General features: G+C 62.7%; 19 protein-coding genes. 11 read left to right on the forward strand and 8 right to left on the reverse strand.

Annotation, left to right across the window (positions count from 1 at the left end; genetic code table 11):
* The first annotated feature begins 41 nt into the window (after positions 1 to 41).
* Entirely contained in the window at positions 42 to 1,037 is a 996-nt protein-coding gene (gene gcvA, locus DVU_RS06605) for a transcriptional regulator GcvA (protein ID WP_010938695.1), read from the forward strand.
* 4 nt (positions 1,038 to 1,041) lie between these two features.
* Here gcvA and DVU_RS06610 read toward each other — a convergent pair whose 3' ends face one another.
* Genes DVU_RS06610 through DVU_RS06620 form a run of 3 tightly spaced genes read right to left on the reverse strand, consistent with a single transcriptional unit; the run spans position 1,042 to position 3,041 of the window.
* On the reverse strand, positions 1,042 to 1,545 hold the full coding sequence (locus tag DVU_RS06610) for a cob(I)yrinic acid a,c-diamide adenosyltransferase (RefSeq protein WP_010938696.1): 504 nt from the start codon (positions 1,543 to 1,545) through the stop codon (positions 1,042 to 1,044).
* Positions 1,523 to 2,650, reverse strand: coding sequence for an AmmeMemoRadiSam system radical SAM enzyme (gene amrS, locus DVU_RS06615; protein WP_014524446.1), 1,128 nt, complete (start codon positions 2,648 to 2,650; stop codon positions 1,523 to 1,525). Before amrS ends, DVU_RS06610 begins: the two co-directional genes overlap by 23 nt.
* A complete protein-coding gene (locus DVU_RS06620) occupies positions 2,613 to 3,041 on the reverse strand; it encodes a hypothetical protein (protein ID WP_014524445.1) in 429 nt (142 codons plus the stop codon). The genes amrS and DVU_RS06620 overlap by 38 nt, the downstream gene beginning before the upstream one ends.
* 85 nt (positions 3,042 to 3,126) lie before the next feature.
* Here DVU_RS06620 and purM point away from each other — a divergent pair, with 85 nt between their 5' ends.
* Positions 3,127 to 4,179 (forward strand): phosphoribosylformylglycinamidine cyclo-ligase, encoded by a 1,053-nt coding sequence (purM, locus tag DVU_RS06625; RefSeq protein WP_010938699.1) that lies wholly within the window; start codon positions 3,127 to 3,129, stop codon positions 4,177 to 4,179.
* A gap of 316 nt (positions 4,180 to 4,495) precedes the next feature.
* On the opposite strand, the gene DVU_RS06630 is transcribed toward purM, so the two are convergent.
* The gene (locus tag DVU_RS06630; RefSeq protein ID WP_010938700.1) at positions 4,496 to 5,971 is read right to left on the reverse strand and encodes a radical SAM protein; all 1,476 of its coding nucleotides are present in this window, start codon (positions 5,969 to 5,971) and stop codon (positions 4,496 to 4,498) included.
* Between the two features lie 136 nt (positions 5,972 to 6,107).
* On the opposite strand from DVU_RS06630, the gene DVU_RS06635 reads away from it, so the two are divergent.
* Both DVU_RS06635 and DVU_RS06640 read left to right on the forward strand, forming a co-directional pair.
* Positions 6,108 to 6,431 carry a hypothetical protein gene (locus DVU_RS06635; RefSeq protein WP_014524444.1) on the forward strand — a complete coding sequence of 108 codons (324 nt, stop codon included), beginning with the start codon at positions 6,108 to 6,110 and terminating at the stop codon, positions 6,429 to 6,431.
* A gap of 26 nt (positions 6,432 to 6,457) precedes the next feature.
* Entirely contained in the window at positions 6,458 to 6,913 is a 456-nt protein-coding gene (locus DVU_RS06640; protein ID WP_223294575.1) for a hypothetical protein, read from the forward strand.
* 276 nt (positions 6,914 to 7,189) lie between these two features.
* Here the strand turns inward: DVU_RS06640 and DVU_RS06645 are convergent, their stop codons facing one another.
* A complete protein-coding gene (locus DVU_RS06645) occupies positions 7,190 to 8,185 on the reverse strand; it encodes a glycosyltransferase family protein (protein ID WP_014524443.1) in 996 nt (331 codons plus the stop codon).
* 350 nt (positions 8,186 to 8,535) lie between these two features.
* Between DVU_RS06645 and thiC the strand changes: the two genes are divergently transcribed.
* Positions 8,536 to 9,825: a phosphomethylpyrimidine synthase ThiC gene (gene thiC / locus DVU_RS06650; RefSeq protein WP_010938704.1), complete on the forward strand. Its 1,290-nt coding sequence runs from the start codon at positions 8,536 to 8,538 to the stop codon at positions 9,823 to 9,825.
* 321 nt (positions 9,826 to 10,146) lie between these two features.
* On the opposite strand, the gene DVU_RS06655 is transcribed toward thiC, so the two are convergent.
* On the reverse strand, positions 10,147 to 11,127 hold the full coding sequence (locus tag DVU_RS06655) for a D-2-hydroxyacid dehydrogenase (protein WP_010938705.1): 981 nt from the start codon (positions 11,125 to 11,127) through the stop codon (positions 10,147 to 10,149).
* Positions 11,128 to 11,240: 113 nt separating this feature from the next.
* Here DVU_RS06655 and DVU_RS06660 point away from each other — a divergent pair, with 113 nt between their 5' ends.
* The 6 genes from DVU_RS06660 to DVU_RS06685 all read left to right on the forward strand — a co-directional run bounded on the left by DVU_RS06660 (position 11,241) and on the right by DVU_RS06685 (position 23,172).
* Positions 11,241 to 12,533, forward strand: a complete 1,293-nt coding sequence (locus tag DVU_RS06660; protein WP_010938706.1) for an ABC transporter substrate-binding protein — start codon at positions 11,241 to 11,243, stop codon at positions 12,531 to 12,533.
* 31 nt (positions 12,534 to 12,564) lie between these two features.
* Positions 12,565 to 15,558, forward strand: coding sequence for an EAL domain-containing protein (locus DVU_RS06665; protein ID WP_010938707.1), 2,994 nt, complete (start codon positions 12,565 to 12,567; stop codon positions 15,556 to 15,558).
* Positions 15,559 to 15,593: 35 nt separating this feature from the next.
* Positions 15,594 to 19,178 carry an AsmA-like C-terminal region-containing protein gene (locus tag DVU_RS17040; protein WP_010938708.1) on the forward strand — a complete coding sequence of 1,195 codons (3,585 nt, stop codon included), beginning with the start codon at positions 15,594 to 15,596 and terminating at the stop codon, positions 19,176 to 19,178.
* A 446-nt stretch (positions 19,179 to 19,624) separates the two neighbouring features.
* Positions 19,625 to 21,364: a two-component system sensor histidine kinase NtrB gene (locus DVU_RS06675; protein WP_010938711.1), complete on the forward strand. Its 1,740-nt coding sequence runs from the start codon at positions 19,625 to 19,627 to the stop codon at positions 21,362 to 21,364.
* Positions 21,361 to 22,740 (forward strand): sigma-54-dependent transcriptional regulator, encoded by a 1,380-nt coding sequence (locus DVU_RS06680; RefSeq protein ID WP_010938712.1) that lies wholly within the window; start codon positions 21,361 to 21,363, stop codon positions 22,738 to 22,740. The genes DVU_RS06675 and DVU_RS06680 overlap by 4 nt, the downstream gene beginning before the upstream one ends.
* A gap of 60 nt (positions 22,741 to 22,800) precedes the next feature.
* Complete coding sequence (locus tag DVU_RS06685; protein ID WP_010938713.1) at positions 22,801 to 23,172, forward strand: Hpt domain-containing protein; 372 nt, start codon at positions 22,801 to 22,803, stop codon at positions 23,170 to 23,172.
* 199 nt (positions 23,173 to 23,371) lie between these two features.
* Here the strand turns inward: DVU_RS06685 and DVU_RS06690 are convergent, their stop codons facing one another.
* Positions 23,372 to 23,833 carry a hypothetical protein gene (locus DVU_RS06690; protein WP_010938714.1) on the reverse strand — a complete coding sequence of 154 codons (462 nt, stop codon included), beginning with the start codon at positions 23,831 to 23,833 and terminating at the stop codon, positions 23,372 to 23,374.
* 64 nt (positions 23,834 to 23,897) lie between these two features.
* Positions 23,898 to 24,932, reverse strand: a complete 1,035-nt coding sequence (locus DVU_RS06695; RefSeq protein ID WP_011792396.1) for an OmpA family protein — start codon at positions 24,930 to 24,932, stop codon at positions 23,898 to 23,900.
* Positions 24,933 to 25,065: the final 133 nt, after the last annotated feature.

The raw sequence follows: 25,065 nt of genomic DNA on the forward strand, positions 1-25,065 counted from the left end.
GTCGCAAGCTGCAAAAACTAGGGATGTCATAAGGAAAACTTATGAAGGACGGATTGCCTCCCCTGAACGCACTGGTCGCCTTCGAGGCTGCCGCCCGGCTAGGCAGCATCACGCGGGCGGCACGCGAGCTTTGTGTGACACAGGCGGCTGTGAGTCAGCAGGTGCGTCGGCTCGAAGGCCATCTCGGGCTTGCCCTGTTCGCCCGGGGCGGGCAGGGGCTGCGGCTCACCGATGAAGGGCGACGCTATCTGGACGGCATCGCAGGCCCGCTTGCCTCCATTCGCAGGGCTACGGATGCGCTCATGGCCGAAGACACGTCGGGCGTGCTCACCGTGATCGCGGCGCCGAGCTTCGCCAATCGCTGGATTGTCCCAAGATTCAACCGGTTCTATGAGCGGCATCCCGACATCGACCTGCGGATAGGCCCTGCGCCGGTCGCTCCCGAGTTGGGGCGTGGCGTTGACATCATCATCTATCACGACATCGGTGACAGGCCGGGTACCTACAGTATGCCGCTCATGGGGGAACGCATCTTTCCGGTGTGCAGCCCGGAGTTGCTTGACGCCAACGGTGGTGAGGCCGCTTCATTCCTGCGCGGGCAGCTTCTGTTGCGCCACGCCCGTGACGGCATGGGGCTGTGGGAGGCGTGGCTCGAAAAGGCGGGATTAGGTGACGAGGGGTTGCGGTTCGGGCCTCGTTTCGACTTCTCCTATCTTGCCCTCGCAGCCGCGCTTGATGGTGCGGGCGTGGCGCTGGGCCGGACACTTCTCGTAGCCGAAGACCTTGCTGCCGGACGACTTTGCGTTCCCGTCCCGCTTACCATGGTCGCGCCGCGTCCGTATTGGTTCTGCTGTGCGGAGGCCCATGCCGAACGACCGCGTGTGGCAGCCTTCAGGGAGTGGCTGGTCGACGAGATGCGACGTGATGCCGACGTGGATGCGTGGCTTCAGTCGCGTGAGGCTGCCTACATCGCCGGACGGGGCGGGGTGGCGTGTCTTGGCGGGGGCGGGTTGTCTCCGGCCCGCGGGTCATTCTGATGCGTCAGTATTCGATACCCTTGGTGGCGGTCACACCCTGTTGCCACGGGTGTTTCACTTCACCCATTTCCGTGATGAGGTCGGCCTCTGCGGCAAGCCATTCCGGAAGTCCACGTCCCGAGAGCACGAGATGCACCCCGCGTTCGCGGGCCTTGTCGACCAGTGCGCGGACTTCGGTTTCTTCGAGAATGCCGCAGCCGAGGGCGTAGAGAGTCTCGTCAAGCACCAGCATGTCCACGTCTTCCAGTTGCCGCATGCCCCAGTCGAACATGGCGAGGGCGGCCTCGCGGTGTGCGGGCCTGTCTTCCTCCTTGCGCAGGAAACCCTTTCCGCCAGCGCGGAAACCGTCTCCCAGAAGTCGCGACAGCATGCGCTGTTCACCGGCCTGTCCATCCTTCTTCATGAACTGGCCGAACGCGACGTGCATGTCCTGCCCGAGGGCGCGCAGGGTCTGTCCCACGCATGCTGAGGTCTTGCCTTTGCCGTTACCTGTATAGATGAGGAGCATGTCCCTTCCGTGTCGTGTGCCCCCAGCCGACACCCGGAATGTGCGCGCCGCAGCGGGGGCATTCCGGGCCGTTGGGAAGTTGTGTCCTGTAGCCGAAACGTTCGGCGAACAAGGTTCCGCATCCGGGGCAGAAGGTCGATTCGGAGGTGTGCCCCGGCAGGTTGCCGAGATACACGAAGTGCAGTCCCGATGCACGTCCGATTTTCCATGCCCGTTCCAGTGTTTCCAGAGGCGTGGGGGGCAGGTGCCCCAGTTCATGGGCGGGGTGGAAGCGCGAGATGTGCCATGGCACATGTGCACCGAGTTCGTCATGGATGAAGCGTGCTATGGCGGCGAGTTCGTCGTCGCTGTCGTTGAGACCCGGAATGACGAGCGTCGTCACCTCGACCCACCAGCCGAAGCCCACCATGCGCTTCAGGTTGTCGAGTACCGGGGCGAGGCGTGCCCCGCACACGTCGCGGTAGAAGCGGTCGCTGAATGCCTTGAGGTCGATGTTGGCGGCCTTGATGCGCGGTCGTAGCGCTTCAAGGCACCGTCTGCTCTGGTATCCGTTGGAGACCATGATGGTGCCGAGGCCCGATGCGAGCGCGAGGTCTGCCGTACCAGCCATGAGTTCATAGAAGACTGTGGGTTCGGAATACGTGAAGGCGATGCTGGCTGCCCCGCAGGAGACGGCCTCCTCGACGAGTACCTGCGGTGTCACCTGATGACCGGGAATGCTGCGCGGCGGCACATAGGTGACTGTCGTCGGGCTGGAAACCCCGTCGTCATGCGCCGCTGTGGACAGTGACCAGTTCTGGCAGAAGCCGCAGGTGAAATTGCAACCCACGGTGCCAAGTGAGAGTGTGGCTGTGCCGGGAAGGTAGTGGAACAGGGGCTTCTTTTCCACGGGGTCGACATGGAGGGCCGCGACCCTGTCGTGGACGAGCGTGTAGAGAGTGCCCCCCTTGTTGTGGCGGACTCCGCAGCGTCCGCTGCGGCCTTCGGGCACGATGCAATAATGGCTGCAAAGGCGGCAGTGCACCCGCTGTTGCGAGAGTGGCTTCCAGAGGCTTGCCCTGCGTATGTCAGCGGATGGCGTCATTGTCGTGGCGGGGCAGGTCATGGGGGATACCCCTTTCCCTGATGCGGTCAGGAGGGTTGGTGCCCTGGGACGGAGGCGCAGGGACGTAGGGAGTGCCGTCGAGACGTATCTCCGGGGCGATGATGAGCGGCGTCTGGTATTGCGGCTGCAATGGAGGCGGCGGCGGGGTCACCTGCATGATGGTGTCGCCGGTCGCAGGCTCGCGCCCTGTCTGCACATCGCCCCCGGTGCCGAGTATCGTGTCGCGTCGCTCGACCGCCGTGGCCGCATGGAGGTCTCCGGTGGCGACCGGGAGGCAGGTCGCCGCGAACACCACGACCATGCAGATGGTCGTGTTACAGAGTCGGGCCATCCGCGCTGTGGCGGCTACTACAGGACGCTTGCACGGCAGGTGCGGTGAGGCTACTATCATGTCTTGTTCCTCTTGCGCTTCAAGGGGTAAAAGCCTATGAAGGGCTTCCGGAAATCCCAAGGGTACATGACGCAAGGAGCTTTTGATGTCTGAGGATCGTGCAAGAGCCTACACCGAGGCGGGGGTCGATATCAACGCTGGCAATGCCCTCGTTTCCCGCATCAAGTCCATTGTCTCCAGAACGCATACCAACGGCGTGCTGTCTGACATAGGCGGCTTCGGTGGGCTGTTCAAGCCCGACACTGCCGGTATGGAAGAGCCCGTTCTCGTGGCCTCTACCGATGGCGTCGGCACAAAGCTCAAGCTGGCGTTCCAGTTCGACAGGCACGATACGGTCGGCATCGATCTCGTGGCCATGAGCGTGAATGACATCCTCGTACAGGGTGCCCGTCCGCTTTTCTTTCTCGACTACTTCGCCACGGGTAAGCTCGATGTCGAAAAGGCGCAACAGGTCATCAGCGGAGTCGCCGAAGGCTGCCGCCGCGCCAGTTGCGCCCTGCTTGGCGGCGAGACCGCCGAAATGGCCGATATGTACGCCCCCGGCGAGTATGACCTTGCCGGGTTCTGCGTGGGTATCGTCGATAATGCCAAGATCGTCGACGGGGCTTCCATCCGTGTGGGCGACGTGCTCATAGGTCTCGGTTCCACCGGATTGCACTCCAACGGGTACACCCTCGCGCGAAAGCTTTTCGAACAGAGTGGGCTCTCTCCCGACGACCTGCTGCCCGGCACGGACAGGAAGGTGCAGGATGTCCTCATCGAACCCACCGCCATCTACGTCGACGTGGTTCGCAACATCATGCGTGACTTCGACGTCAAGGGCATGGTGCACGTCACCGGCGGCGGCTTCTATGACAACATCCCGCGTGTGCTGCCTGCCACGGTCGAGGCACATATCACCTTCGGGTCGTGGACGATGCAGCCCGTCTTCAACTGGCTGCTGGCGCAGGGCGGTCTCACCTGGCCCGAGATGTTGCAGATATTCAACTGTGGCATCGGCTATGTGCTGATCGTCTCGCGTGAGGTGAGCGAAGACATCATGAACCGCCTCGAAGCCATGCACATGCCTTCGTGGGTCATCGGTTCCATCGAGCGCCGCAAGGACAAGGAGTCCGAGCAGGTGCAGGTGCTCTTCTAGCCCGCAATCATTTTGCCTGATAGCTGAAACGGGCCGGAACCGATGGGTTCCGGCCCGTTTGCCGTTCATGCATGGAAGTGTGCGGGTGTGCCCCATGTCGTGATCGGGGACGGTTGGGCTGGCTTGGCAGTGGCGGCACTGTGGAAAGGTTGCAGGGTGAAAGCCATGGGTGACCGTAACCCGAAAAGGTCGAGCCCGGGATAGCCGCGTCTCCTTCTGTACTTCACGCCTGAAGTCTATTCGCCCGATAGTCGCGGGCAGGTCGTATCTGAACCCGCCTGCCCGCGCTTCCGCTCAGGTTGCCGAGAAGGCGAGGTCAGTCTTCACAGCTGCAACGGTTCTCCGACGGTGGTCCGTCATCATGGCTGCCGTCTTGTCCCGCTTCTTCAGGGAGCGCCTCGTCCGGCAGATCCGCATCGTCGAAGTCTTCGGCTTCAGGTTCTGCTTCGGCGCTCTCGGCGAGTGCGGCAGAGAGCGACGGTGGTTGCCATGCTCCGGGCATGGGAGCGGAGAGTTCAGCCTTGTCACCCACATACGGGTTGAAATAGCCGAAGCCCAGCCACGGACATTCACGGCGTAGCCGTTTGCGGAAGTTCACCAGCCCCATGGACGGCCCGAAGGTGATGCCTTCGAGCAGTTCAAGGTACATCTCGGGGTCGATGTTGAGGTTGCGCAACTGGATGAAGCTCACTCCCGTGGCGCGTACGAGTTCGACCAGCGCTTCGGTCTCCGGTTCGGTGTCGGTGATGCCGGGAAAGAAGAGCAGGTTCAGCGAGACGAAGACGCCACGTTTTCGCGCTTCGACGATGCTCTGCCTCACGTCCGCAAAGCTGTAGCCATGCGGCCTGTAGTAGCGCCCGTAGGTCTCTTCGCGGGCGCTGTTGAGGCTGACACGCATGGAGGTGAGACCGGCGTCGGCGAGGGCAGCCACTGCGTCCGGCAATGAGGCGTTGGTATTGAGGTTCACCGTCCCGCGTCCGCCTCCCGCACGGAACGTGCGGATGGACTCTTCAAGGAGGCGGGCTTCGGTGAGGGGTTCGCCCTCGCATCCCTGCCCGAACGAGAAGATGGGCTTCTCCACTTCGTTGCGGGAATGGTGTTGCATCACCTCGACGATTTCCTGTGCCGTGGGGGTGAAGCTCATGCGGTTCTGTGGCGTGGCACAGACCTTGGAACCCTTCTCCTGCTGCGAGATGCAGCCCACGCAACGCGCGTTGCAGGCGCGCGACGTGGGCAGCGGGGCTTCGTGGCGACCGAGGCAGAGATTGCGTGCGGCAGGGCAGGAGTAGGTCAGGGCGCAGTTGGCCATGAGATGCTGCATGAGGCGGTTGTCGGGGTAGCGCTGCATGATGGCGTGGGCGTTCTTCTTGATGCGCGCAGGGGGAATGCCCTTGAATACCTGTCGCTTGTCTTCGTCCACACGTTTGGCGCACACGTAGAACCTTCCGCGTGCGTAGCCGATGGCGCCATACGCGAACAGGGGCAGTGTGGGGGCGTCCTTGTCACTGACATAGGCGGGATGCCCCGTGAGGGTATGGGCTGGTGATACGAAGGCAGAGACGGCAAGCTCTTCAAGCGCCTCTGCTTCGCCTGTTTCGGGGTCTAGCCCCACGGCGCGCCGTCCGGGCAGAAGGAAGATGTCGCTCTCTTCAGGCAGCGGCATGAGTTCGTCCGGGCGGGGCAGTGCGAATTCGTGACCGCGGCGACAGACGAGAAGAAGGTCGGGGTGATCGTAGATGTTGCCTTCGGCGTCGGCGACGACGAGGCGGGGGCGGATATGAGCCGAAGCCATGATATGTCTCGTGTTGTGGGGGTATGGAGTTTGTGCTAGGTCTTTGAAGGTAAAGTAAGCCGGGAGCGTCGGCAAGAGGCGTGTCGTTCTGCGGCGGCACGGGTTAGCTCCCCCTTCGTCGCAGGTCAACCTGTTCATGGTATCGACGGGCCAACTCATGTTCATGGTTTTCATGCTGCTCGGTTTTGCAGCCCTATGTGTCATGCTCTTCTTCGTTCTAAGATCGCTTGATGAACTTTCCAGAACCATCCGTGCCGACAGGGAACGCCTGACCGCCCTTGTCGAGGCGCTCGACGCCAATGTGCGTGAAGGGCTGCGCTTGCAGGGGGTCGTGTTGCCAGAGGCTGCCAGCACTCCAAAGGCGGACGATGTGCTCGACCTCGGCTTTGCTGCCGGTGCACGTGCTCCCCGGGGGGCCGGTTCCTCTTCCGGTCTGCCGGAACTCAAGCTTGGTGAATAGCCGTTGCAGGTGTGCCTATGGAGACCATGGCCATCACTCTCGTCATCAGCCTCGCCCTTGTCTTTATTTTCAAGGGGGAGGGGCGGCGAGGGCGTCTCTTTCGGCATAGCATGGCTGCCCTTGAGGGCGAGATGGCGCGCATCGAAGTCAAGTTGCAGGGCCTTCGCGAAGAGCAGGAACGGTTGCAGACAAGCGTAACGTCGTTGCAGGCGCGGTTGCAGCCCCACACGATAGCCGCCGTGAACGCCGTCGAAGTGAATCTCGACAAACAGTTGCGGCGTAGCATGGCACGGGCCGAGACATTTGAACAACACCTGGTCCGGCGCGGGCTTGTTTCGCAGGAACAGCTTGAGAAGGTGGCGTCCTATCGGCAGGGTAGTGGCAGCGACTTGCCGACGGAAGAGCTTCTTGTCATGTTCGACTACATATCCGCCGAGGTCATGCGGCGGGCGAAGGCCGATTTCGGACGCCAGCAGGTGTGACGGATCGTCTTTATGATCTTGCAGGCAGCCCCCGGCACATCGTGGCGGGGGCTGCTTGCGTCTGCCTGCCGCGCCCGGACAGTGCCTGAGGACCGGGGAGTCATGGGGTGCGCGGAACGCGCGCGCGTCGTGGCGGCCTGTCGCCCTGCCCGGTGGGCGGGCCGGGGCATTGGCCTGACCAGGTTGAGCAGGAGCAGATGGAGATGGCGCTACGACCCCCTTTCTGCAATGCCCAGACGCACCCTTCGTTGCGCGGTACGACTCGGCGGGGAGTCGTCAGACGCGCCTTGCGTCGGTTCTGGCTGCTTCGAGGTATTTCTGTTTGAGGTACGGGGGGGCCAACTGTTCGGCGAAGAGCAGGTAGACCATGCGCAGCCACTGGCTGTGGATGTCCCGTGCCTTCGCACGGCGCCGTTCCACAATGCCGTCGGGCAGGCGTTCGAGAGAAGCCATGAAAGAGGCGGCACGATGCTGCGCCCTGTGTGCGGCGTCGATAAGCGCAAGTCCCTCGCGTCGCATGGTTGCGCATCGTTCCGGCGAGGCGAGCAGGTCTTCGAGAAGGCGCACGAGGGCGTCCATGTCGTCGGGCGGGTAGGTGGCAAGGGCTTGGCCCTCCGGGAACAGGTCGAGGAGCCCATGCCCTATGCGGGGGGTCACCAGACAGCCTCCACAGCCCAATGCCTCGAAGACCCTGAAGTTCAGGTCGCCGTGTTCGCAATAGTTCAGGATGATGCGGCCTTCTGGGTACAGACTGCGATAGTCTCCGGTGCGAACCGCAAGACCCGGCACCCGGTCACGCAATGCGGACATGAAGGCATGTCGCTTGGGTGTGCGTGTTGCATCCACGGTCCCCACGAACATGACGTCCCACTGGAAGGTCTGCGGGCGAGGCCTGTCGTCGTCCTTGGCGAAGGCGGGAGTCCACCATACACGGTCTTGTGTCAGCCTCCGGCCTAGCATGGCGGGGATATGGTCGCGCAGGCTCATGAGGCAGATGTCGAAAGCCTGAGCGTAGTATGGGTACCAGCTGTGGATGTGCGAGTCGACGCAGTAGAAGACCGTGAGACACGGGAACGACTCGACACCCGTCACGAATGGGGGCCGACTCTTGTCGGCAACCACCAGCACGTCAGGTTCGAAGCCCGCCATACGGACGATGTCGTCCCATCCGAAGACGGCCATCTCCTGAAAGTCGGTACTGCGGATATCGTATCCGTGTCCTTCGAGTGCCTTGGAGAAGAACGGGCTACCAAGCCAGAACAGACGGGGCATGTGACCTCCGGCTTCTGCTATAGCCCAGTGCCCGGACGGGGGCAACGCATGACCGTGTCGCCACGGATGACGGGGCCGGATGACGGGGACACCCGGAGATGGGGTGCCCGGCCGGAGGGCAGGGCCCGATGCTGGTGCGCGGGGCGTTCTTTCACGCATGTGAGAGACCCTGCGGAGTGCGGTACGCGCGACTTTTCATGCCACCCCACCGCGTAGCGTGCTTCGGAGGGTTCGCCATCGCCCGCTTGCCGGACTCCTGAAGGCGGTGCTTGCCAAGCCATGCGCGTGCTGCTAGACGAAGGTCGTCGTGTGTCGTCAGAGGCCACTCCCCGCACCTCGTGGGGTACATAATGTCCATTCTCAACAGCAACGCCGCCTTGCGCGGCCTGCTTGACCAGCACCTCGCCGACCTTTCGCGCGAGGAGGGGCTCGCCCCCGAAACCATCAGGGACGCCATCGAGCGGGGCACCATGGTGCTGCTCGGCAATCCGTCCCACCCTTCTTTGCGCCCGATCCTCGTGGGGCAGCCTGCGCGTGTGAAGGTCAACGCCAACATCGGCACCTCGCCCATGCGCAACCATCCCGAATGCGAAATGCAGAAGGTGGACGCGGCTGTCGAGGCCGGTGCCGACACCATCATGGACCTCTCCATCGCAGGAGACCTCGACGCCATCCGGCGCGAGATGCTGGCCCGTTGTCCGCTGCCTCTCGGTACCGTGCCGCTTTACTCCGTGGCGCAGAAGTACATCGAATGCGGCAAGGACCCGGCTTTGATCGATCCTGAGGAAATCTTCGCAGAGATCGAAAAGCAGGCTCAGCAGGGCGTCGACTTCATGACCGTCCATTGCGGTCTGACGCGCCGAGGCGCGGAATGGGCCGCCAAGGGCGACCGTCTGCTCGGCATCGTCTCTCGCGGCGGTTCCATCCTTGCTCGCTGGATGCTCCGCCATGACCGGGAGAACCCGCTTCTCACCGGCTACGACCGCATCCTCGACATCGCCCGCAAGTACAACGTCACGCTGTCGCTTGGCGATGGGCTGCGTCCCGGTGCCGGGGCTGATGCCGGTGACGCCGCACAGTGGGAAGAGGTCATGGTGCTTGGGCAACTTGCCAAGCGAGGCCTTGAAGCCGGAGTCCAGTGCATGATCGAGGGCCCCGGGCATGTTCCCATGAACGAGGTCGAGGCGCAGATCGTGGGCATCAAGAAGCTCACGCACGGTGCCCCCCTGTATGTGCTCGGGCCGCTGGTCATCGACTCCTGCCCCGGCTACGACCATATCGCCGGAGCCATCGGCGGGGCGCTGGCCGTGCGTTCCGGTGTGGATTTCCTCTGCTATCTTACTCCGGCGGAGCACCTGACGCTGCCCACCAGAGAGGATGTTCGCGCTGGGGTTATTGCGTCGCGCATCGCCGCTCAGGCTGGCGAAGTCGCGCTCGGTCGTCCTCATGCCCTTGCGCGTGAACTCGGCATGGGCAAGGCCCGCAAGGCTCTGGACTGGCCCGGTATGGAGCGCCATGCGCTTGATGCCGCCATGGTGGATGAGCGTCGCGGCGAACATCGCAACGAAGAGGAATGCGCCATGTGCGGCAAGTTCTGCGCAGTGAAGATGCTGCGCGACGACCCGCAGGGCGCGTTCTAGGCCGACCGTCCGTCCGTGCCCCGGAGGCGACAGGGGCGGCGTTGCCGCCATGCGGCCTGCTATCGATGATGAAGGGAGCCCCCACCGGGGCTCCCTCTCTGTTTGGTTGATAGGGGTGCGTTCATGTTCACAGACTGGCAGGGCCGGGTCTGGCAGTGCCGGGGCTGGAGACGTCTGGTGGCGGGCAGGTTCGCTCCTCCGGTGGATGGATTTGCGCTAGCCTCCTGAGTCACGCTCCCCCACAGGGCCCCTCTGGCAGCCATCCGCCTCCCCCTCCGTCTTTTCCCGCGGGCCGGGGCGCTTCATTGTCACGGCTACCCGCTATCCCTTCGTCCGCAGGTGTGCCGCGTTCACGACATTGACCGGGGTTCCTTCGATAAAGCTACGGATGTTGGCTGCGGTCGAGTCCATGAGTGTCCGTCTCGCCGTGCGCGACGCCCAAGCCAGATGCGGCGTGATGAGGCAGTTCTTTGCGGAAAGCAGCGGATTGTCTGCCGCGGGTGGTTCCTGCGAGAGGACATCCAGTCCGGCACCGGCGAGACGCCCGCTGTCGAGGGCTTCGGCAACGGCCCTTTCGTCCAGCAGGGGGCCGCGTGCGGTGTTGATGAGGTAGCTGCCGGGGCGCATGGATGCGAGACGTCTGGCATCGACCAGACCCTCTGTTTCGGGTGTGAGCGGACAATGCAGACTCACCACGTCGGCGGAGGTGAACAGTTCGTCAAGCCCCACATGTTCGAAGGGGCGATAATCCGGGTCGAAACGACTGCGTGGAGCATACGCGATAACGTTCATGCCCAGCGCATTGGCAATACGGCCCACACGCCGACCCGTATTGCCGAAGCCGACAATGCCCATGGTCTTGCCCGTGAGCTCTTCTTGCGTAGAGTCCCAGAAGCACCAGTCGGGACTCTGTGTCCATGCCCCGGCGCGGATACGATGGTCATGGAGTGCCGTTCTGCGGCAGAGTTCAAGAAGCAGGGCGAACACATGCTGCGCCACCGAGTCGGTGCCGTAGCCGGGGACGTTGGAGACGGGGATGCCCAGTACACCGGCGGCAGCCACATCCACCTTGTCGTAGCCCGTGGCAAGCACGGAGACGAAACGCAGCCCGGGCAATGCCTGCAGTGCGCTCATGTCGAGGGGCACCTTGTTGGTGAGCACGACATGGGCCCCGGCAGCACGTTCAATGATCTTGTCTGACGGGGTGCGGGGATGGACGACAAGCTCTCCCAGTTCTTCGATGGGGGCCCATGAAATGTCACCCGGGTTCAGGGTGTAGCCGTCGAGGGCGACGATGCGCATGGCTTCTCCGTTAACGTTTTGCAGTTGCATTGGGATGGCGAACTATGTGATTACTGACTCGATAAATGTACGTAACCGCAACTGCCCGGTAAAGTCCCGGCACAGGGGGGAACATGCGGTTCTTCGTGGCGACAGTCTATCTTGTGATACTCGCCGTGTTCCCGTTTCCGGTCATGGCCTCAGGCTACGAGCCCGTGCGCCTTGGCATGTCGGCAGCCCTGACGGGCCCTACTGCCGCCCTGGGCCTTTCGTACCTCGCCGGCGTCAGGGCGGGCTTTGCAGAGGTTAACGAGGCCGGGGGCGTCGGGGGGCGCAAGATACAACTCGTCGCCCTTGATGACGGATACGACCCGGATAGGGTCATCCACAACTACATCCGTCTTGTGGAGGAGGAGAGGGTCGATCAGCTTTTCGGTTTCACCGGAACGCCGACCGTCACAAGAGTGCTGCCCCTGCTCGTGCATGGGCGTTCTGCGGCGTCTGCCATGCTCTTTCCCCTTACCGGGGCCTATCCTCTTTCACTCGAACCGCAAGCCTCGCATATTTTTTCTCTCCGTGCCAGTTACGCTGACGAGATCGATGCCGTGGTCGAGCGTCTTGTCGGGGTGGGGGTGCGTCGTTTCGCGATCGCCTATCAGGCTGACGCCTATGGTCGAGAGGGATGGCACGATCTGCGGCAGTCGTTGCGGAGGTACGGGCTGGACATGGTCGCCGATGCGGCCTTCCAGCGCAATGGAGTCCTCCGCGTCGAGGATATCTCGGTTCAGTCCGGCATCCTCGTCGATGCTCATCCCGAGGCAGTCCTCTGCATGGGAACAGATGTCTCGTGCGCCGCGCTTGCCTGCAATCTTCGTAATGTGGGGTTTGTCGGCCCGATCATCATGCCCTCCTTTGTCGTGAACCGAGGTTTCAAGGATCGCTTCAACGCATTGTGCCCGGTGACCCTTCCTGACAACCTTCTCTTCTGCGAGGTCATGCCGGAATATGGCGCCAGCCCGGCAGACCGGGCAGGGGATGGCGCGTCACCGTCCTGTGCGCTTGCAGCCGCGTTCGAGGCCGCCATGGCCCGGTACGCCGTGGGAGCACCCGCGGGTGACCGTGAGGCGCAGCCGGACGGAGTGCACAGCGGGACCGTTTCGTCTCATGCCAGCAAGCTGGATGAAGTGGCCTTCGAAGGGTATCTCGCGGCACGTGCCGCCGTCCTTCTGTTCGGTGAGGCGGCCCCGCGTACAGACCTCGAAGCCCTTCGCGCGGCATGGACAAGGCTCGGGGGTGCACGGGGGGTGTTCTCAAGGTTTTGTACCCAGTTTCAGGGCCATGACGAAGCACGGCCCTATGTGCGCTTCGTGACCATAGAGGGTGCTGACGAGAAGACGGTGGACGACTTCGAGCGGTGGCGCCGATGAGCCGGGCAGGGAGTGTCTCAGGAGGGGCGGCATGATCCGTTCGCGTCTCTTCAGGCGTACCCTTCTTGGTATGCTCGTGCTTTTCGGCTTCTATGCCTTGGCCGTTTCGGCGGGGTCCGACATCTTCACGCGCCGTCAGCTCATGCGCGAGAGTGAGGCCACGGCGCGGGCTGTCGCGCAGAGCATCGCCGGCAGCAGCATGGACAGCCTCTACGGCCTCGACCCCATCACCATACAGTCGCGCATCGACCAGTACCTGTCTGTTCCCGGTGTCCGCTATGCCCTGGTGACGGCTTCTTCGGGGGACATCGTCGCCCATACCTTTGCACCGGTCGTTCCGGAGGACGTCCGTGCACTTGCGCGCTCCCTGTCCGATGCCAGAAAGGCAGACTCCACATTCCAGCAATACGACGTGGACCTCCCTGACGGTTCGGCGGCCCTGCACTGCGTCATGCCTGTGTACGAGGGGCTTGGCGGGTATGTGCACATCGGGATGGACCGTAGTTCCCTCGACAGCCATGTGGGGCACGTGGTGCGCAGTCAGCAGATTCTTGCCCTCGTCTTCTTCTGCGTCGCGGCGTTCGCCTCATGGTTCTTCCTCCAGTCCATATCGCGTCCGCTTGCCGCCCTGACCGACTATGCCCGCAAGGTCGCGGCGCACGAGTTTCCTGCGCCGGTCGAAGTGAAGAGTCGCGATGAAATCGGAACGCTGGCACGTGTGATGGGGTTCATGGCGGCTGACCTTGCCCGCTTCGTCGGCGGGCTTGAGGCGGAGGTCAAACGGTCTACAGGTGAGTTGCGCACTGCCCTGGGTGAGCTTTCGGCCATCGTCGGGGGTATGGGGGAGGGCTTGCTTGTCGTTTCCGCCGAAGGGTTGGTGCTTCGTTCCAATGAGGCGTTCGCTTCGTTGTTCTGCCTTGAACCCTTCGGGTGCCCGGTCGCGCTTGATGCCTTGTTGCCCCTGTCCGGACAGGATGATTCGGGTTTGCGCGGCGTGCTTGAAGATGCCTTGCAATCAATGGCCCGGGGCGAAGCCGCACGCCATTCCGGCGAGTATCCGTTCATTTGCGGCGACGGTGTCCGGCGCTGGGTCGGGTGCACCATAGAGCCTGTGACCATCGGCGGAAAACCATGCATCGTGTGTCTTGTGCAGGATGTCACGGCCCGCAACGAGGCACAGCAGGCCCTTCGCGACGCCTACGACAAGCTTGAGGCCGAGGTCGCCAGCCGCACCCGAGACCTTCGTCGGGCCAACGCGCAACTGCTGCTCGAGAACGCCGAACGCCGGAGCGTGGAACAGGCGCTTCGCCGGGCCGAACAGCGATACCGGGGCATCTTCGAGAATGCCGTCGAGGGTATTTTCCAGATTGCGCCGGACGGTATGCTCCTTCGCGGCAACCCCGCCATGGCGGAGATGTTCGGGTACTCCGACATCGAGTCGTTGCGTGAGGTGGGCAGCATGGCGGAGGCCATGTTCGCCGAGGCGACCTCCTCGGACGTGTTCTTTCACCAGCTAGAAATGACGGGGAACGTGTCAGGGTTCGAATTCCGGGCCCGCCATCGGGAAGACCGGGAGTTGTGGCTGAGAGTCAATGCGCGCCGTGTGGCCGACGCGCATGATGCCACGTTGTTCTACGAAGGGTTTCTCACCGATATCACCATCAGCCATCGTTCACGCCAGCAACTGGCGCATCAGGCGTACCACGACCCTCTCACCGGGCTTCCGAACCGGCTGCTTTTCCTCGACCATCTCCAGTTGGCCATGCAGCGGGCGGCGCGACGGACAGACGCCATGTTCACCGTGCTGTATCTTGACCTCGACAGGTTCAAGATCATCAACGACAGCCTGGGGCATGGCATCGGCGACGCCCTGTTGCGCGAGGTCGCCTGTACGTTGCGCCGCTGCGTCCGTGATGTGGACACGGTGGCCCGTTTCGGGGGCGATGAGTTCGCCATCCTGCTCGAAGACACGGGCAATTGCGCCGGGGCGGTGCGCATCGCGCGACGTATCCGTGAAAGCCTCGCCCAGCCGGTGAACATCGCCGGACATGAGGTGTTCACCACGGCCAGCATCGGCATCGTGTTGCAGACAAGGGACTACCTCACGCCCGAAGACATCCTGCGCGATGCCGACACGGCCATGTACCGGGCAAAGGAGATGGGCAAGTCGCGCTTCAAGGTGTTCAATGCCCGTATGCGTGAAGATACGCTCCGTCTCATGGCGCTGGAGACCGATTTGCGTTTCGCTGTCGAACGGGGTGAATTGTCGCTCCGTTATCATCCCATCGTCGACCTCGAAGACGGTAGCCTGCACGGCTTTGAATCGTTGCTTCGATGGCGTCGGGGCAACGAGGACGTTTCTCCGGCGGAGTTCATTCCGGTCGCGGAGGATGCGGGGCTCATCGCAGATATCGGAGCTTTCGTCATCGAGGACGTTTGCAGGCAGGTAGCGGCGTGGCAGGACACGGCGTGCGATTGCGGCATCGTCCACGTCAATATCTCGGGGCGCCAGCTCATGCGTCCGGGCTTCGCCCAGATGGTCGACGAAATCCTGCGGCGCCATGGCATCGCCGGGTCGTGCCTGCGGTTCGAGGTCACTGAGAGCGTTCTCGTGCGACATGGCACACTGGCTGTCTCCGTCATGCACCAGTTGCGCGAACTCGGTATACGACTGTGTCTGGACGACTTCGGTACCGGCTATTCCTCGCTGGGGTACCTGCGTCGTCTGCCCGTGGAGAGTCTCAAGATAGACCGGAGTTTCGTCTGGGGCATGGAGAAGGACGAGGCTGGAAGGGCCCTTGTCCGGGGTATCCTCACGTTGGGGCTGCATCTCGGACTCGAGGTCGTGGCGGAAGGCGTGGAAACCGAAGAACAGGCCGTGCTCCTGCGCGATATGGGCTGCCGCTACGGGCAGGGCTTCCTTTACGCGAAGCCTCTCCTGTCTGAACGGGTACCCCCTTTCGTTTGTCTCAGAGAGGCAGCCGTCGCGGGTTATGGCGTTTCCGTCTCGACTGGGGTAGCCTAGGCGGGCATCACAAGTCCGCTTTCCCCCGGTAGCAAATGCATCGAAATCGTTTCCTCATTGGTGTCGCCTGTCTCCTGCTGTCCTTGCTGGTCGTGGGAGGTGTGCTGCTGCCGCGTCTGGTTTCCCCCGAGAGGCTTGCTGAAGAGGTGCGCGCGCTGGTGCGTGAACGCACGGGCGTTGTACTTGACAGCAGGGGGGGCGTGACATTCTCGTTGCTGCCGCAGCCCGCTGTCATACTCCGCGACGTGACAGCCACCGTACCCGAATCCATGTTCGGCAATGCCGCGAAGGGGCATGCCAGCGTGATCGTCTGCCGTCCCTCATGGCGAAGCCTGCTTGAAGGGAGACTGCTGCTAGCCGGGCTTGAACTGGAAGATGCCGTCATAGAGTTTGAGATGGCGCTGGCAACGGATGGCCTTGTTTCTGGAACAGTGGCGGGCAGCGCATACCGTGAAGCCTCAGAGACCATGCGCAGGGCACCAGCCCTCCAAGGCGGTACGGGTGGCAATGGCACCGCCGTGGCGACTCCGGTATCGCCTGCTGGCGACAGTGTGCTCAATGCGCCGGGCTCACCGGATTCACCGGGGTCACCGGAGGCGCCGGGGGTGCCGGTCTGGAGAGACCTGCCCGTGGGAGTCGCCGCCTTTCTTCTGCGTGACCTGCCTTGCGATTTCATCCGCATCACTCGAGGACGTATCGTCGTATCGGATGCTGTCGCAGACGGCATCGACTTCGTTTTTCGTCGTGCAGGGGCGGCTGCCCACCTGAATCTTCAGGTCTCCAGAGTCGGACAGTCGGTGGTCTCACCGGGTGCGGGCTTCGCGGTACCGGGGGCTGCCGTATCGGGGGAGGCCGCGTCTTCCGGAGGCGTCTTGCAACACTCTGGACCTTTTGGCGGGCTGCATCTGAAGGACGTTCGTGTCGAAATCGATGACATGCGGTTCCTGTCTGCCATGCCGGGCGGCGCTACGCCTGAACCCGTGACAGAGGCAACGCCGCAGGGGATAGGTGCTGCCGTCCGCGTCGCTTCGGGGGTGGGAGGCTCACTTGCGGAAGGAGAGGTCCTGTTCGCCGCCGATGTCCGTTTTGTGCACGGGCATGGCGTGCTTGTGGATGCCGGCGAATTGGGAGGGCGGGGTACCGTTGCGCTGGGCGGTTTTCCCGTTCCCTTCGAGTTGGATATCCCGTTCCATCGCGGGGCGGGGCAAGCCTTCGTGGTTCAGGATGCGGCGTTGCGCCTCGAAGGGGATTCGGCTCGTCTTGATGCCGTCTGCACTCTTGAGGGCGACGTCCCCGTCATGGAAGGGGCCTTGCGTCTCGGTCACCTCAGTCTGCCTCGCTGGTTCGGCTTCGCGCGCAGGTTGCCGCCGGGCTTGCAACACGCCCTTGACGCCCTGCAGGGGACACTCGACTTCAGGCTGACGTCCCAAGGCGTGGAAGTCTCCCGCCTGGAAGCCCGTGTGCTGGACTATGTCTTGCGAGGGCGTGGCGGCGTCACATCGTTCGCCGCCCCCGTCATCTTCATCGAGGCTGGAGCCCCGGCGCTTGACGTGAACCGCATCGTGCCGGAGATCACCGGGCGTTTTCCCGACGCTCCCAGACATGACGCGCCGCCGCCAGTGCCTGTGCCGGGGACGGCACGTGCTGCTGCGATGGATATCCCCGACGTGGGTTACGACATCCGCATCCATACCGACGCTGCCAGGGTGCGCGGTTTCGACGTGGGACGTCTCGACTTCAGGTGCTCGCCCTCCGCGTCAGGGACCGCACTGCTCTTCGACGCACCGGAAGCGTATGGCGGGGCCATCCGGGCTTTACTGGACATCCTCCCCGTGGGGTATGCCCTCGACGCCACGCTGCGCCGGGTTCGTGTCGCGAAGCCTGCATCCATCCTCGCCGGGCGCGAGGTGCTCACCGGGCTGCTGGATGCCGATATGAAGCTGACGGCGAAGGGCGGGCCGCTGGCGTCTGTGCTCGCTTCCATGTCCGGTTCTCTTGATGCCACGATCAAGGACGGGCGTATCGAGGCCCGTCGTAAAGGGCACACCGAAATGCTTCCGCTGCAACTCCTTCGCGTCTCCTCCCGTGCCCAAGGGGCGGGATTGCAGGCGGGCGCCGCCTTGCCCTCACGGTTATGGTGGTCGGGGGCGTGGCAGGCGTCATGGGCGGCCCCCGGAGGCTGGGAGGGCTCCCTGACCTTTGACGGGCCTCTTGCATTCTCGACCTCGACGGGATTGCCGGAGTCCTGTTCCGATGTGCCCGCCATGTTGTCCATGCGGTTTCCGTCGGGGGACACGGCAAACGCCGCCACGTCGAAGCTGCTTCTGAAGGGGAACCTTTCCGCGGATACCGCGCAGCGCTCCTTCACATTCTCGGACCTGAAGGGTGAAGTCGCAGGCGCATCGGTGACGGGGCACGCTCGTGTCAGCGATCGGGGCGGTTCTTCTGAGCAATGGGCGGGTACGTTCGTTGCGCGCCATGCGCGTCTGCGCGACCTTCTGTCCCGGTTCGGTTTTGACCCGGGCGAGACGGCAGACCCTGATGCCTTCGGGCCTGTATCCTTACGAGGTACGTTGGCTGGTGATGCCAGAGGGTGGGAGTTTTCCTCCTTTGAGGCAGAGGCCGACGGCAGCCGCATGACAGGAACCATGGGCTATCGTTTCGCGACGTCTGATACTGCACGGCCCAAATGGACGTTCGACGTGTCATTGGACCGGCTAGACGTCGACGCCCACCTTCCCCCGCCCGTCCAGGACTCCCCGCCTTCAGAAGAACCGTGGGATGTAAGCTGGATGCGCCGCGTCGATGCCGAGGGGCTCATCAGGATTCGTGAGGCCGTATTCAGGCGGCAGCCCTTGAGTCGTGTGGTCATTCCCGTCTCCCTCAATGCCGGAGTGCTCGAGGTCATCCCTGCCACAGCCGGTTTCAGCGGCGGGCGGGTCACGTCCAGCCTGCGGTCGGAAGCAGGGGCAGGGCTCACTACCCGCCTTCGTTTCGATGCTGTCGATTTCGACCTTTCCCCTCTGGTCATGCGGCACTGGAATCGAGACTATCTCGGAGGCAAGGCGCATCTCTCGTTCGATGTGGAAGGGCTTGTCGTCAGTAGCGCAGATATACCCCGTGTCTTCGACGGGACATGGGGCTTCGAAGTGCGAGACGGCTTCTACAGCCTTCGCGGTGCCGCCGGTCAGGAAGGGCGAACGCCGTTCTCCCGCGCATCGGCGAAGGGTACGATGATGCGTGGTGTGCTGCACAACGACGACTTCAGCCTGCGAAGCCTGCTCATGTCCATGAGCGGAAGGGGCTGGGTGGACCTTGGGCTGAAGCGCATCGACTATACAACGGACATAACCCTTGCGAAGATACCCAACCTGCCTATCCGGTTTCACGGTGACCTGCATTCGCCAAAGGCGACGGTACGTGAACTGGGTATCGTGACCGGTACCATCGGCAACATCGGTTCGGGAGTCTTCGGTCTGCTGGAGGGAGTGCTCACAGCCCCGTTACGGGTACTCGAGTCTATGGGGGCTGGCGGGGCGCGCGGTGATGATACGGGCGGGCGCAGCGTCTCCCCACCGCTTGGCGGAGATGGCGGGCGACCTGCCCAGACCGTGCCCTAGCAATGCGCCGTGCACTCCCTCGCGTCTGTGGCTTGCTTTCATGTCTGACGTGGCAGGGTTCTCCCCATGGTCAGTCATAGGCCTCTAGGGCGTACTTCGGACGTTCTGTGCGGCGGGCGCGGCGAACGCTCTTTTCACGGCTGTCGTCGGTGTGGTGCATGAAGTGCAGCCGGTTTCGTAGGGCGGGTCGTACTCCGCCGTCCTTTTCCTTCACATGAGGCTTGATATGTGCAGGTGGTGTGCATCTTATTGCACGCCGTGGCGTTGTGTGCCATCGTTTGCACATTCATGGTGCACGGCACCGCGTTGCGAGGCAACGCAGAGACCTTGCGATGCGACATGGTGCAAGGGCTGGCCTGTGGTGGCGCACCCGGCATCAGCATCTGCCGGGGTGTCACCCTTCGGCACAGTTCTTTCATGTCCCGCCAGACACCACCGGAGTCTTCATGGAAATCGCCGACAAGAATGCCGAACGCAGCACCATCATCATCGCCGTGCTCACGCTCGTTACCATCGGGCTTTCACTCATCGTCACCACCGGGCAGACCCTGCGTCAGCAGGAGGAGGCCGGGACACAGTACCTGACCATGACCTCGCGCTCCGTGCTACAGGCTGTCGAGAGTTCACTCCGCCGGGGGCTGTTCGTTCGTCCCACGGGGCCCGGCCTCTTCAGTCCGGGAACGGCAGAGTTCTTCAGGGAACTTGAGCAGACCGGAGACGTACTCTTCGTCGGGGTCATCGACCGTAACGGAGGCCGGGTGCTGTCGTCGCGTCCCGCACAGGAGGCCGGGCCTCTTGCCTTCCCCCCGGAAGCGTTGCAGCAGCTTGCCCAGAAGGGCGAGTGGTATGGCAGGGCGACGTTCGGTGCACGTCAGACCTATGTTTACGGCAAGCGTATCGTCCCCGGCAGGGGACTCGCGCAGGATGAGGACGAGTTGCCGACCTTTCTGGTGGTCGGGCTGGACATGACCAAGCACCTCGGCGTCTACAACCGCTTCCGCCAGAATGCCCTGTTTCAGGCTGCCTACATCCTCGCTGCTGCCGTGTTCATCTGGACGCTGGCCATGAGCTTCCTCAAGCGACGTGAACAGGCCGGGCGCGCGGCCGTTCTCGAACGCTTTCAGGCGCGTCTTCTCGACAACCTTCCCGATGGGCTCATCACCGTTTCACGGTCTGACACCATCAGTGCCGCCAATCCCGCTGCCCACGGCATTCTCGGCATCGCCCCCGGAAGGCTGGCGGGCATGTCCATAGCCGAACTGCCGGAAGGTATCGTCGCCCCTGTCGCGCGGGTTGCGGAAGGGGGCTCTTCCGCTGAACCGGAGGCGGCAGCCGGGCGATGGTTCACCCGTTCAGTCGGGGGGGCGCACCTTGAAGTCCTTACCCTGCCCATCCGGCAGGGCGATGATGATCACGACAGGCTGGTCATCATCCGTGACCGTACGCAGATTCGGGAACTTGAGAAGAACCTCAGTGAGGCCGAAAAACTGGCGGCGCTCGGGACTCTGGCGGCAGGCGTCGCCCACGAGATTCGCAACCCGCTGAGTGCCCTGCGCGGCTTCGCCCAGTATTTCGCGAAGAAGCTCGTGGGGCGTCAGCCCGATGAAACCTACGCCCAGACCATGGTGCGCGAGGCAGACAGGCTCAATCGCGTCATCACCGACCTGTTGTACCTCTCGCGGCCGCGGGCCATGGATGCGCGGGCCGTGAGCCTCGGTCAGCTTGTGGCAGACATCGGCAACCTTGTCCGTTTCGACCTCGAGAAGCGCAATATCGCCCTGAAGGTGAGTCTCGGACCGGATATCGTATGGGCCGATGAGGACGCCCTCAAGCAGGCGGTACTCAATCTCGTTCTCAACAGCATCGACGCGCTGGAGGGACTGGCGACCGGCGAACGCGAGATCCATGTCTCCTCTGCACAGGGCGATGGCGGCACGTGGGTTTTCGTTGGCGACTCCGGACCGGGGATGAGTGCCCTGCAACGCGAACAGGCTTTCGAGCCCTTCTTCACCACCAAGAAGAAAGGGACGGGGCTTGGGCTGGCGCTCGTCCACAAGACCATGCGCGAGCATGATGGTCGCGCCCAGATAGATTCGGAGATGGGACGCGGGACCACCGTTTCACTCTTTTTTCCGGGCAATGAGGGCGTCGTGCCCTGTTCCCCTGACGTGGAGGTTCGCAAGTGAAGCATCTTCTGGTGATTGATGATGAACCCGGTCACAGGCTCATGGTGCGTGCCGTCATGGAGGATGTGGGCTGGCATGTGGTCGAGGCCGGTAGCGGCGAAGAAGGGCTTGAACTCCTCGTCCATGAGCAGGTTCATGTCGTGCTGCTCGATATGCGCATGCCTGGTATGGACGGGCAGGAGACGCTTGCCCGCATCCTCGAGATACAGCCCGGACTTCCAGTGGTGATGCTCACCGCCTATGGCACCGTGGGGTCGGCCGTAGAAGCCATGAAGTGCGGAGCGTTCGACTACCTCACCAAACCCGCCGACAATGAGGAACTGGTGGCCGTGCTTGAGAAGGCATGGGAACATCGCAGGCTCGTGGTCGAGAACGAAGAGTTGCGAAAGCGGTACGTCGAGAACGACCCGACCGCCCCGTTGGTGGGGGCGAGTCAGGTCATGCACCGCATGCGTGACTTCATCAGACAGGCGGGGCCGAGTGAGGCGACGGTGCTCATCATGGGCGAGTCGGGCACAGGCAAGGAGCTTATCGCACAGGCACTTCATGATGCCAGCACGCGCGCCCGACAGCCACTGGTCAAGGTCAATTGCGCGGCACTGCCGGGACATCTGCTTGAAAGCGAGTTGTTCGGCTATGTCAGAGGGGCCTTCACAGGTGCCGTGAAAGACAAGCCGGGACGTTTTCAGCTTGCCCGGGGAGGAACGCTGTTCCTTGACGAAATCGGCGAACTTCCGCTCGAGTTGCAGGCCAAGCTGTTACGCGTACTGCAGGAACGCGTGGTCGAACCTCTGGGCGGTGTGCGCCCCGTTTCGGTGGATGTGCGCATCATTGCCGCGACCAACCGCGACCTGCGCCGCGAAGTGGCGAAGGGAACGTTCAGAGAGGACTTGTATTTCAGGCTCAACGTCCTTGAAGTCGTCTCGCCACCCTTGCGCAAGCGCATGGAGGATTTGCCGCAACTTGTCGAAGAATTGTTGGGGAAGCTTTGCAGAAAGAACAGGAAAAGCATACGCTGTATCAGTGCCGACTTTTTCGAGGCCCTGTCGCGGCATAGTTGGCCGGGCAATGTCCGTGAACTTGAGAACGTCCTTGAGCGGGCCCTCATCCTGAGCAGGACAGACTCGTTGTCTGCGGATGCCTTGCCTCCGCAACTGTTCGGAGATGAACCGCAGGTGGCGGACATGCAGCAGGAACGGCCTGTGGTCGATGATGATTCGCGACCCTGCTCGCTGGATGAGGCTGAAAAGGGTGAGTTGCTTCGTGCACTAGATGTGCACGGAGGGCATCGGGAGAAGACGGCGGATGCTCTGGGCATAAGCCGCAGGACGCTTCAATACAAGCTCAAGAAATTCGGGCTGACACGACGAGCCTAGACGCTCTGCACCCTGTAAGGTCTTGCGGCGTCGGCGTGTGGTACCGCAGAGGAGAGCGCTATGGCGACACTCGACGTTCAGGTCGTGCTCGACAGGTTGCACGGAGACCGGGCATTTCTCGGAGAACTCTATGAGACGTTTCTGGAGGACTTCGAGCGGCGCATGTCCCGCATGACAGCCGACTTCTCGTCCGGTGACCGCGAAGCGCTGGCCCGGCAGGCGCATAGTCTGAAAGGGGCGGCGGCAACGATTGGTGCCACCGACCTTCATCTTGCCGCCGCCTCGCTCGATGCCCTGTGTCGTAACAGGCAAGAGGATGAGATTCCCGGCCAGTGGGGCAAGGTGGTTCATGCGGCGCAGGATGCCCGTGATGCAATGCTGGCGTGGCTGGCAGAGGAACGGGCTGCCGCTGGTTCTCCTGCGAACAGCTGACAAGGGGGGGCGGCTGCTGCCTTCAGGCTGTCTTGCATCCCGGGAACGGGCTTCCCGAGGGGCTCATGGTTCTGAGCCTCGCCCACGGCAGTGTGCAGGCATGGTTTTCTCGCGACGCCCTGTTGTTGTCGGGCACGAGGTCTCTGGTGGAAAACAGTCGCGATGGCAAGAAAAAAGGGCGCTTTCGCGCCCTTGCCTTTTATTGCCATTTTCCCCTGTCGTATCGGAGAATCTCAGTCACCTTGCGCGTCTTTACCGCAACGAAAGGACCGTTGAGAGCCACTTCGCGGCTGGGTGCACGGTTCTCGTATTCTACTTCGTGGTAGACCAGCAGCCCGATGAATTTTGCACCCGCGCTTCCGGGGTGCACATCGGTCGATACGGATGACGGGTCGACAGTGCGGTAGCGGGCTACGAACTCGCTTCCTTCCTGTTCGACAGCTTTGCTGTTCTCACCGGGCTTGAGGCACTCCGTCATGGTGCGGACATGCCGCTGCGCATAGGAGTTGAGCTTCAATTGCACGGCTTCCTGACTTTCTTCAGGGGTCGCGGCTTTCGCTGCTGCCTTTTTGGCAGGCTTGGCCGCATCGGCGGCAGAGGCGAGGGATACGTTGCCGAACAGAAGCCCGGCGATGATGAGCGGAATGATGCGCTTGTGCATTGTAATCTCGTGCAAGAGTGGCCCGGCGGATAACCGCCGGGCCACATTCATGCGGTGTGTACCGTTAGCGGAACGAGAGTTCCACGCGGCGGTTCATGCTGCGACCCTGTTCGGTGCCGTTGTCGTACTTGGGCTGGCTTTCGCCGAAGCCGAAGGTGTCAAGACGGCTGGCCTCAACGCCCTGCTTCACGAGGAAGTCCTTGACGGACTTGGCGCGTGCGTCGGACAGCTTGAGGTTGTAGGCGTCGGTGCCGAGGTTGCAGGTGTGACCGGCGACGAGCAGCTTCTTGCCGGGGTTCGCCTTGATGATGCGGGCGGCCTCGGTGAGGATGCTGGTGGCGGAAGCGTCGAGCTTGGCGGAGTTCAGTGCGAACTGGACGTTACGCAGCACGATGACTTCTTCCATGGGGGCGGCGGCAGCCTTGGGGGCCTGCTCGTCGTAGAACACGTCGCGGACGAACTTGTCGAGGGCCTTCTCGTTGTTCAGCAGGTCGGCGCCGTTCACGCTGACGGAGCAGGGGCTGAGCTTGGAGATGGCGTCGAGGGTGGCCTGACCCTTGGCGGTGTCGGCAAGGGAGATGACATGGATGCATACGTCCTTGAGGGCGGCAACGGCCTTGGCGGCGGTCACGGGATCCATGCCCACGTTGGCTTCACCGTCACTGATGAGAATGACGGCGGCCTTGCGCTGCATGTTCTGGACGTAGGGCAGAGCCTTTTCGAAGCCCTGGCTCATGGGAGTCAGGCGACCGAAGATGTCGAAGTTGGACTTGAGGGACTTGATGCCCTTTTCGTAGCCGGCACGATCCCAGGGACCCTGCGCGATCACTTCGGAAGAGGGCGCGAAGGTGTGCAGGCCGCCCTTGTAGCCGAGGGCGGGAATCTTGGCGTTGATGGCGGTCATCAGTTCCTTGGCGACCACGATCTTGTCCTTGCCCAGCTTGGCGTGCTTCATCGCCATGGAGCCGGAGTAGTCCACGAAGAAGTCGAAGCTCGAAATCTTGGGGACGAGGACCTTTTCGGGGGACGCGGCCAGGGCGCTGGAGGCGCAAGCGAAGACCAGCGCTGCCAGCAGTGCGAGATAACGGGCAAATTTCATATAAGCCTCCAAATCTGAAGTTTCGCCTGATTCCGGCATGAGATTACAACATGTGCAATAACATAGCTGCAATCATACATCCGCGCAAGCAGGTTGAGAATAATTCGTTCCTCCCCGGAACAGCGAACGACCC

Origin of the sequence: Nitratidesulfovibrio vulgaris str. Hildenborough, from assembly GCF_000195755.1 — a bacterium.
Classification (GTDB): Bacteria; Desulfobacterota; Desulfovibrionia; order Desulfovibrionales; family Desulfovibrionaceae; genus Nitratidesulfovibrio; species Nitratidesulfovibrio vulgaris.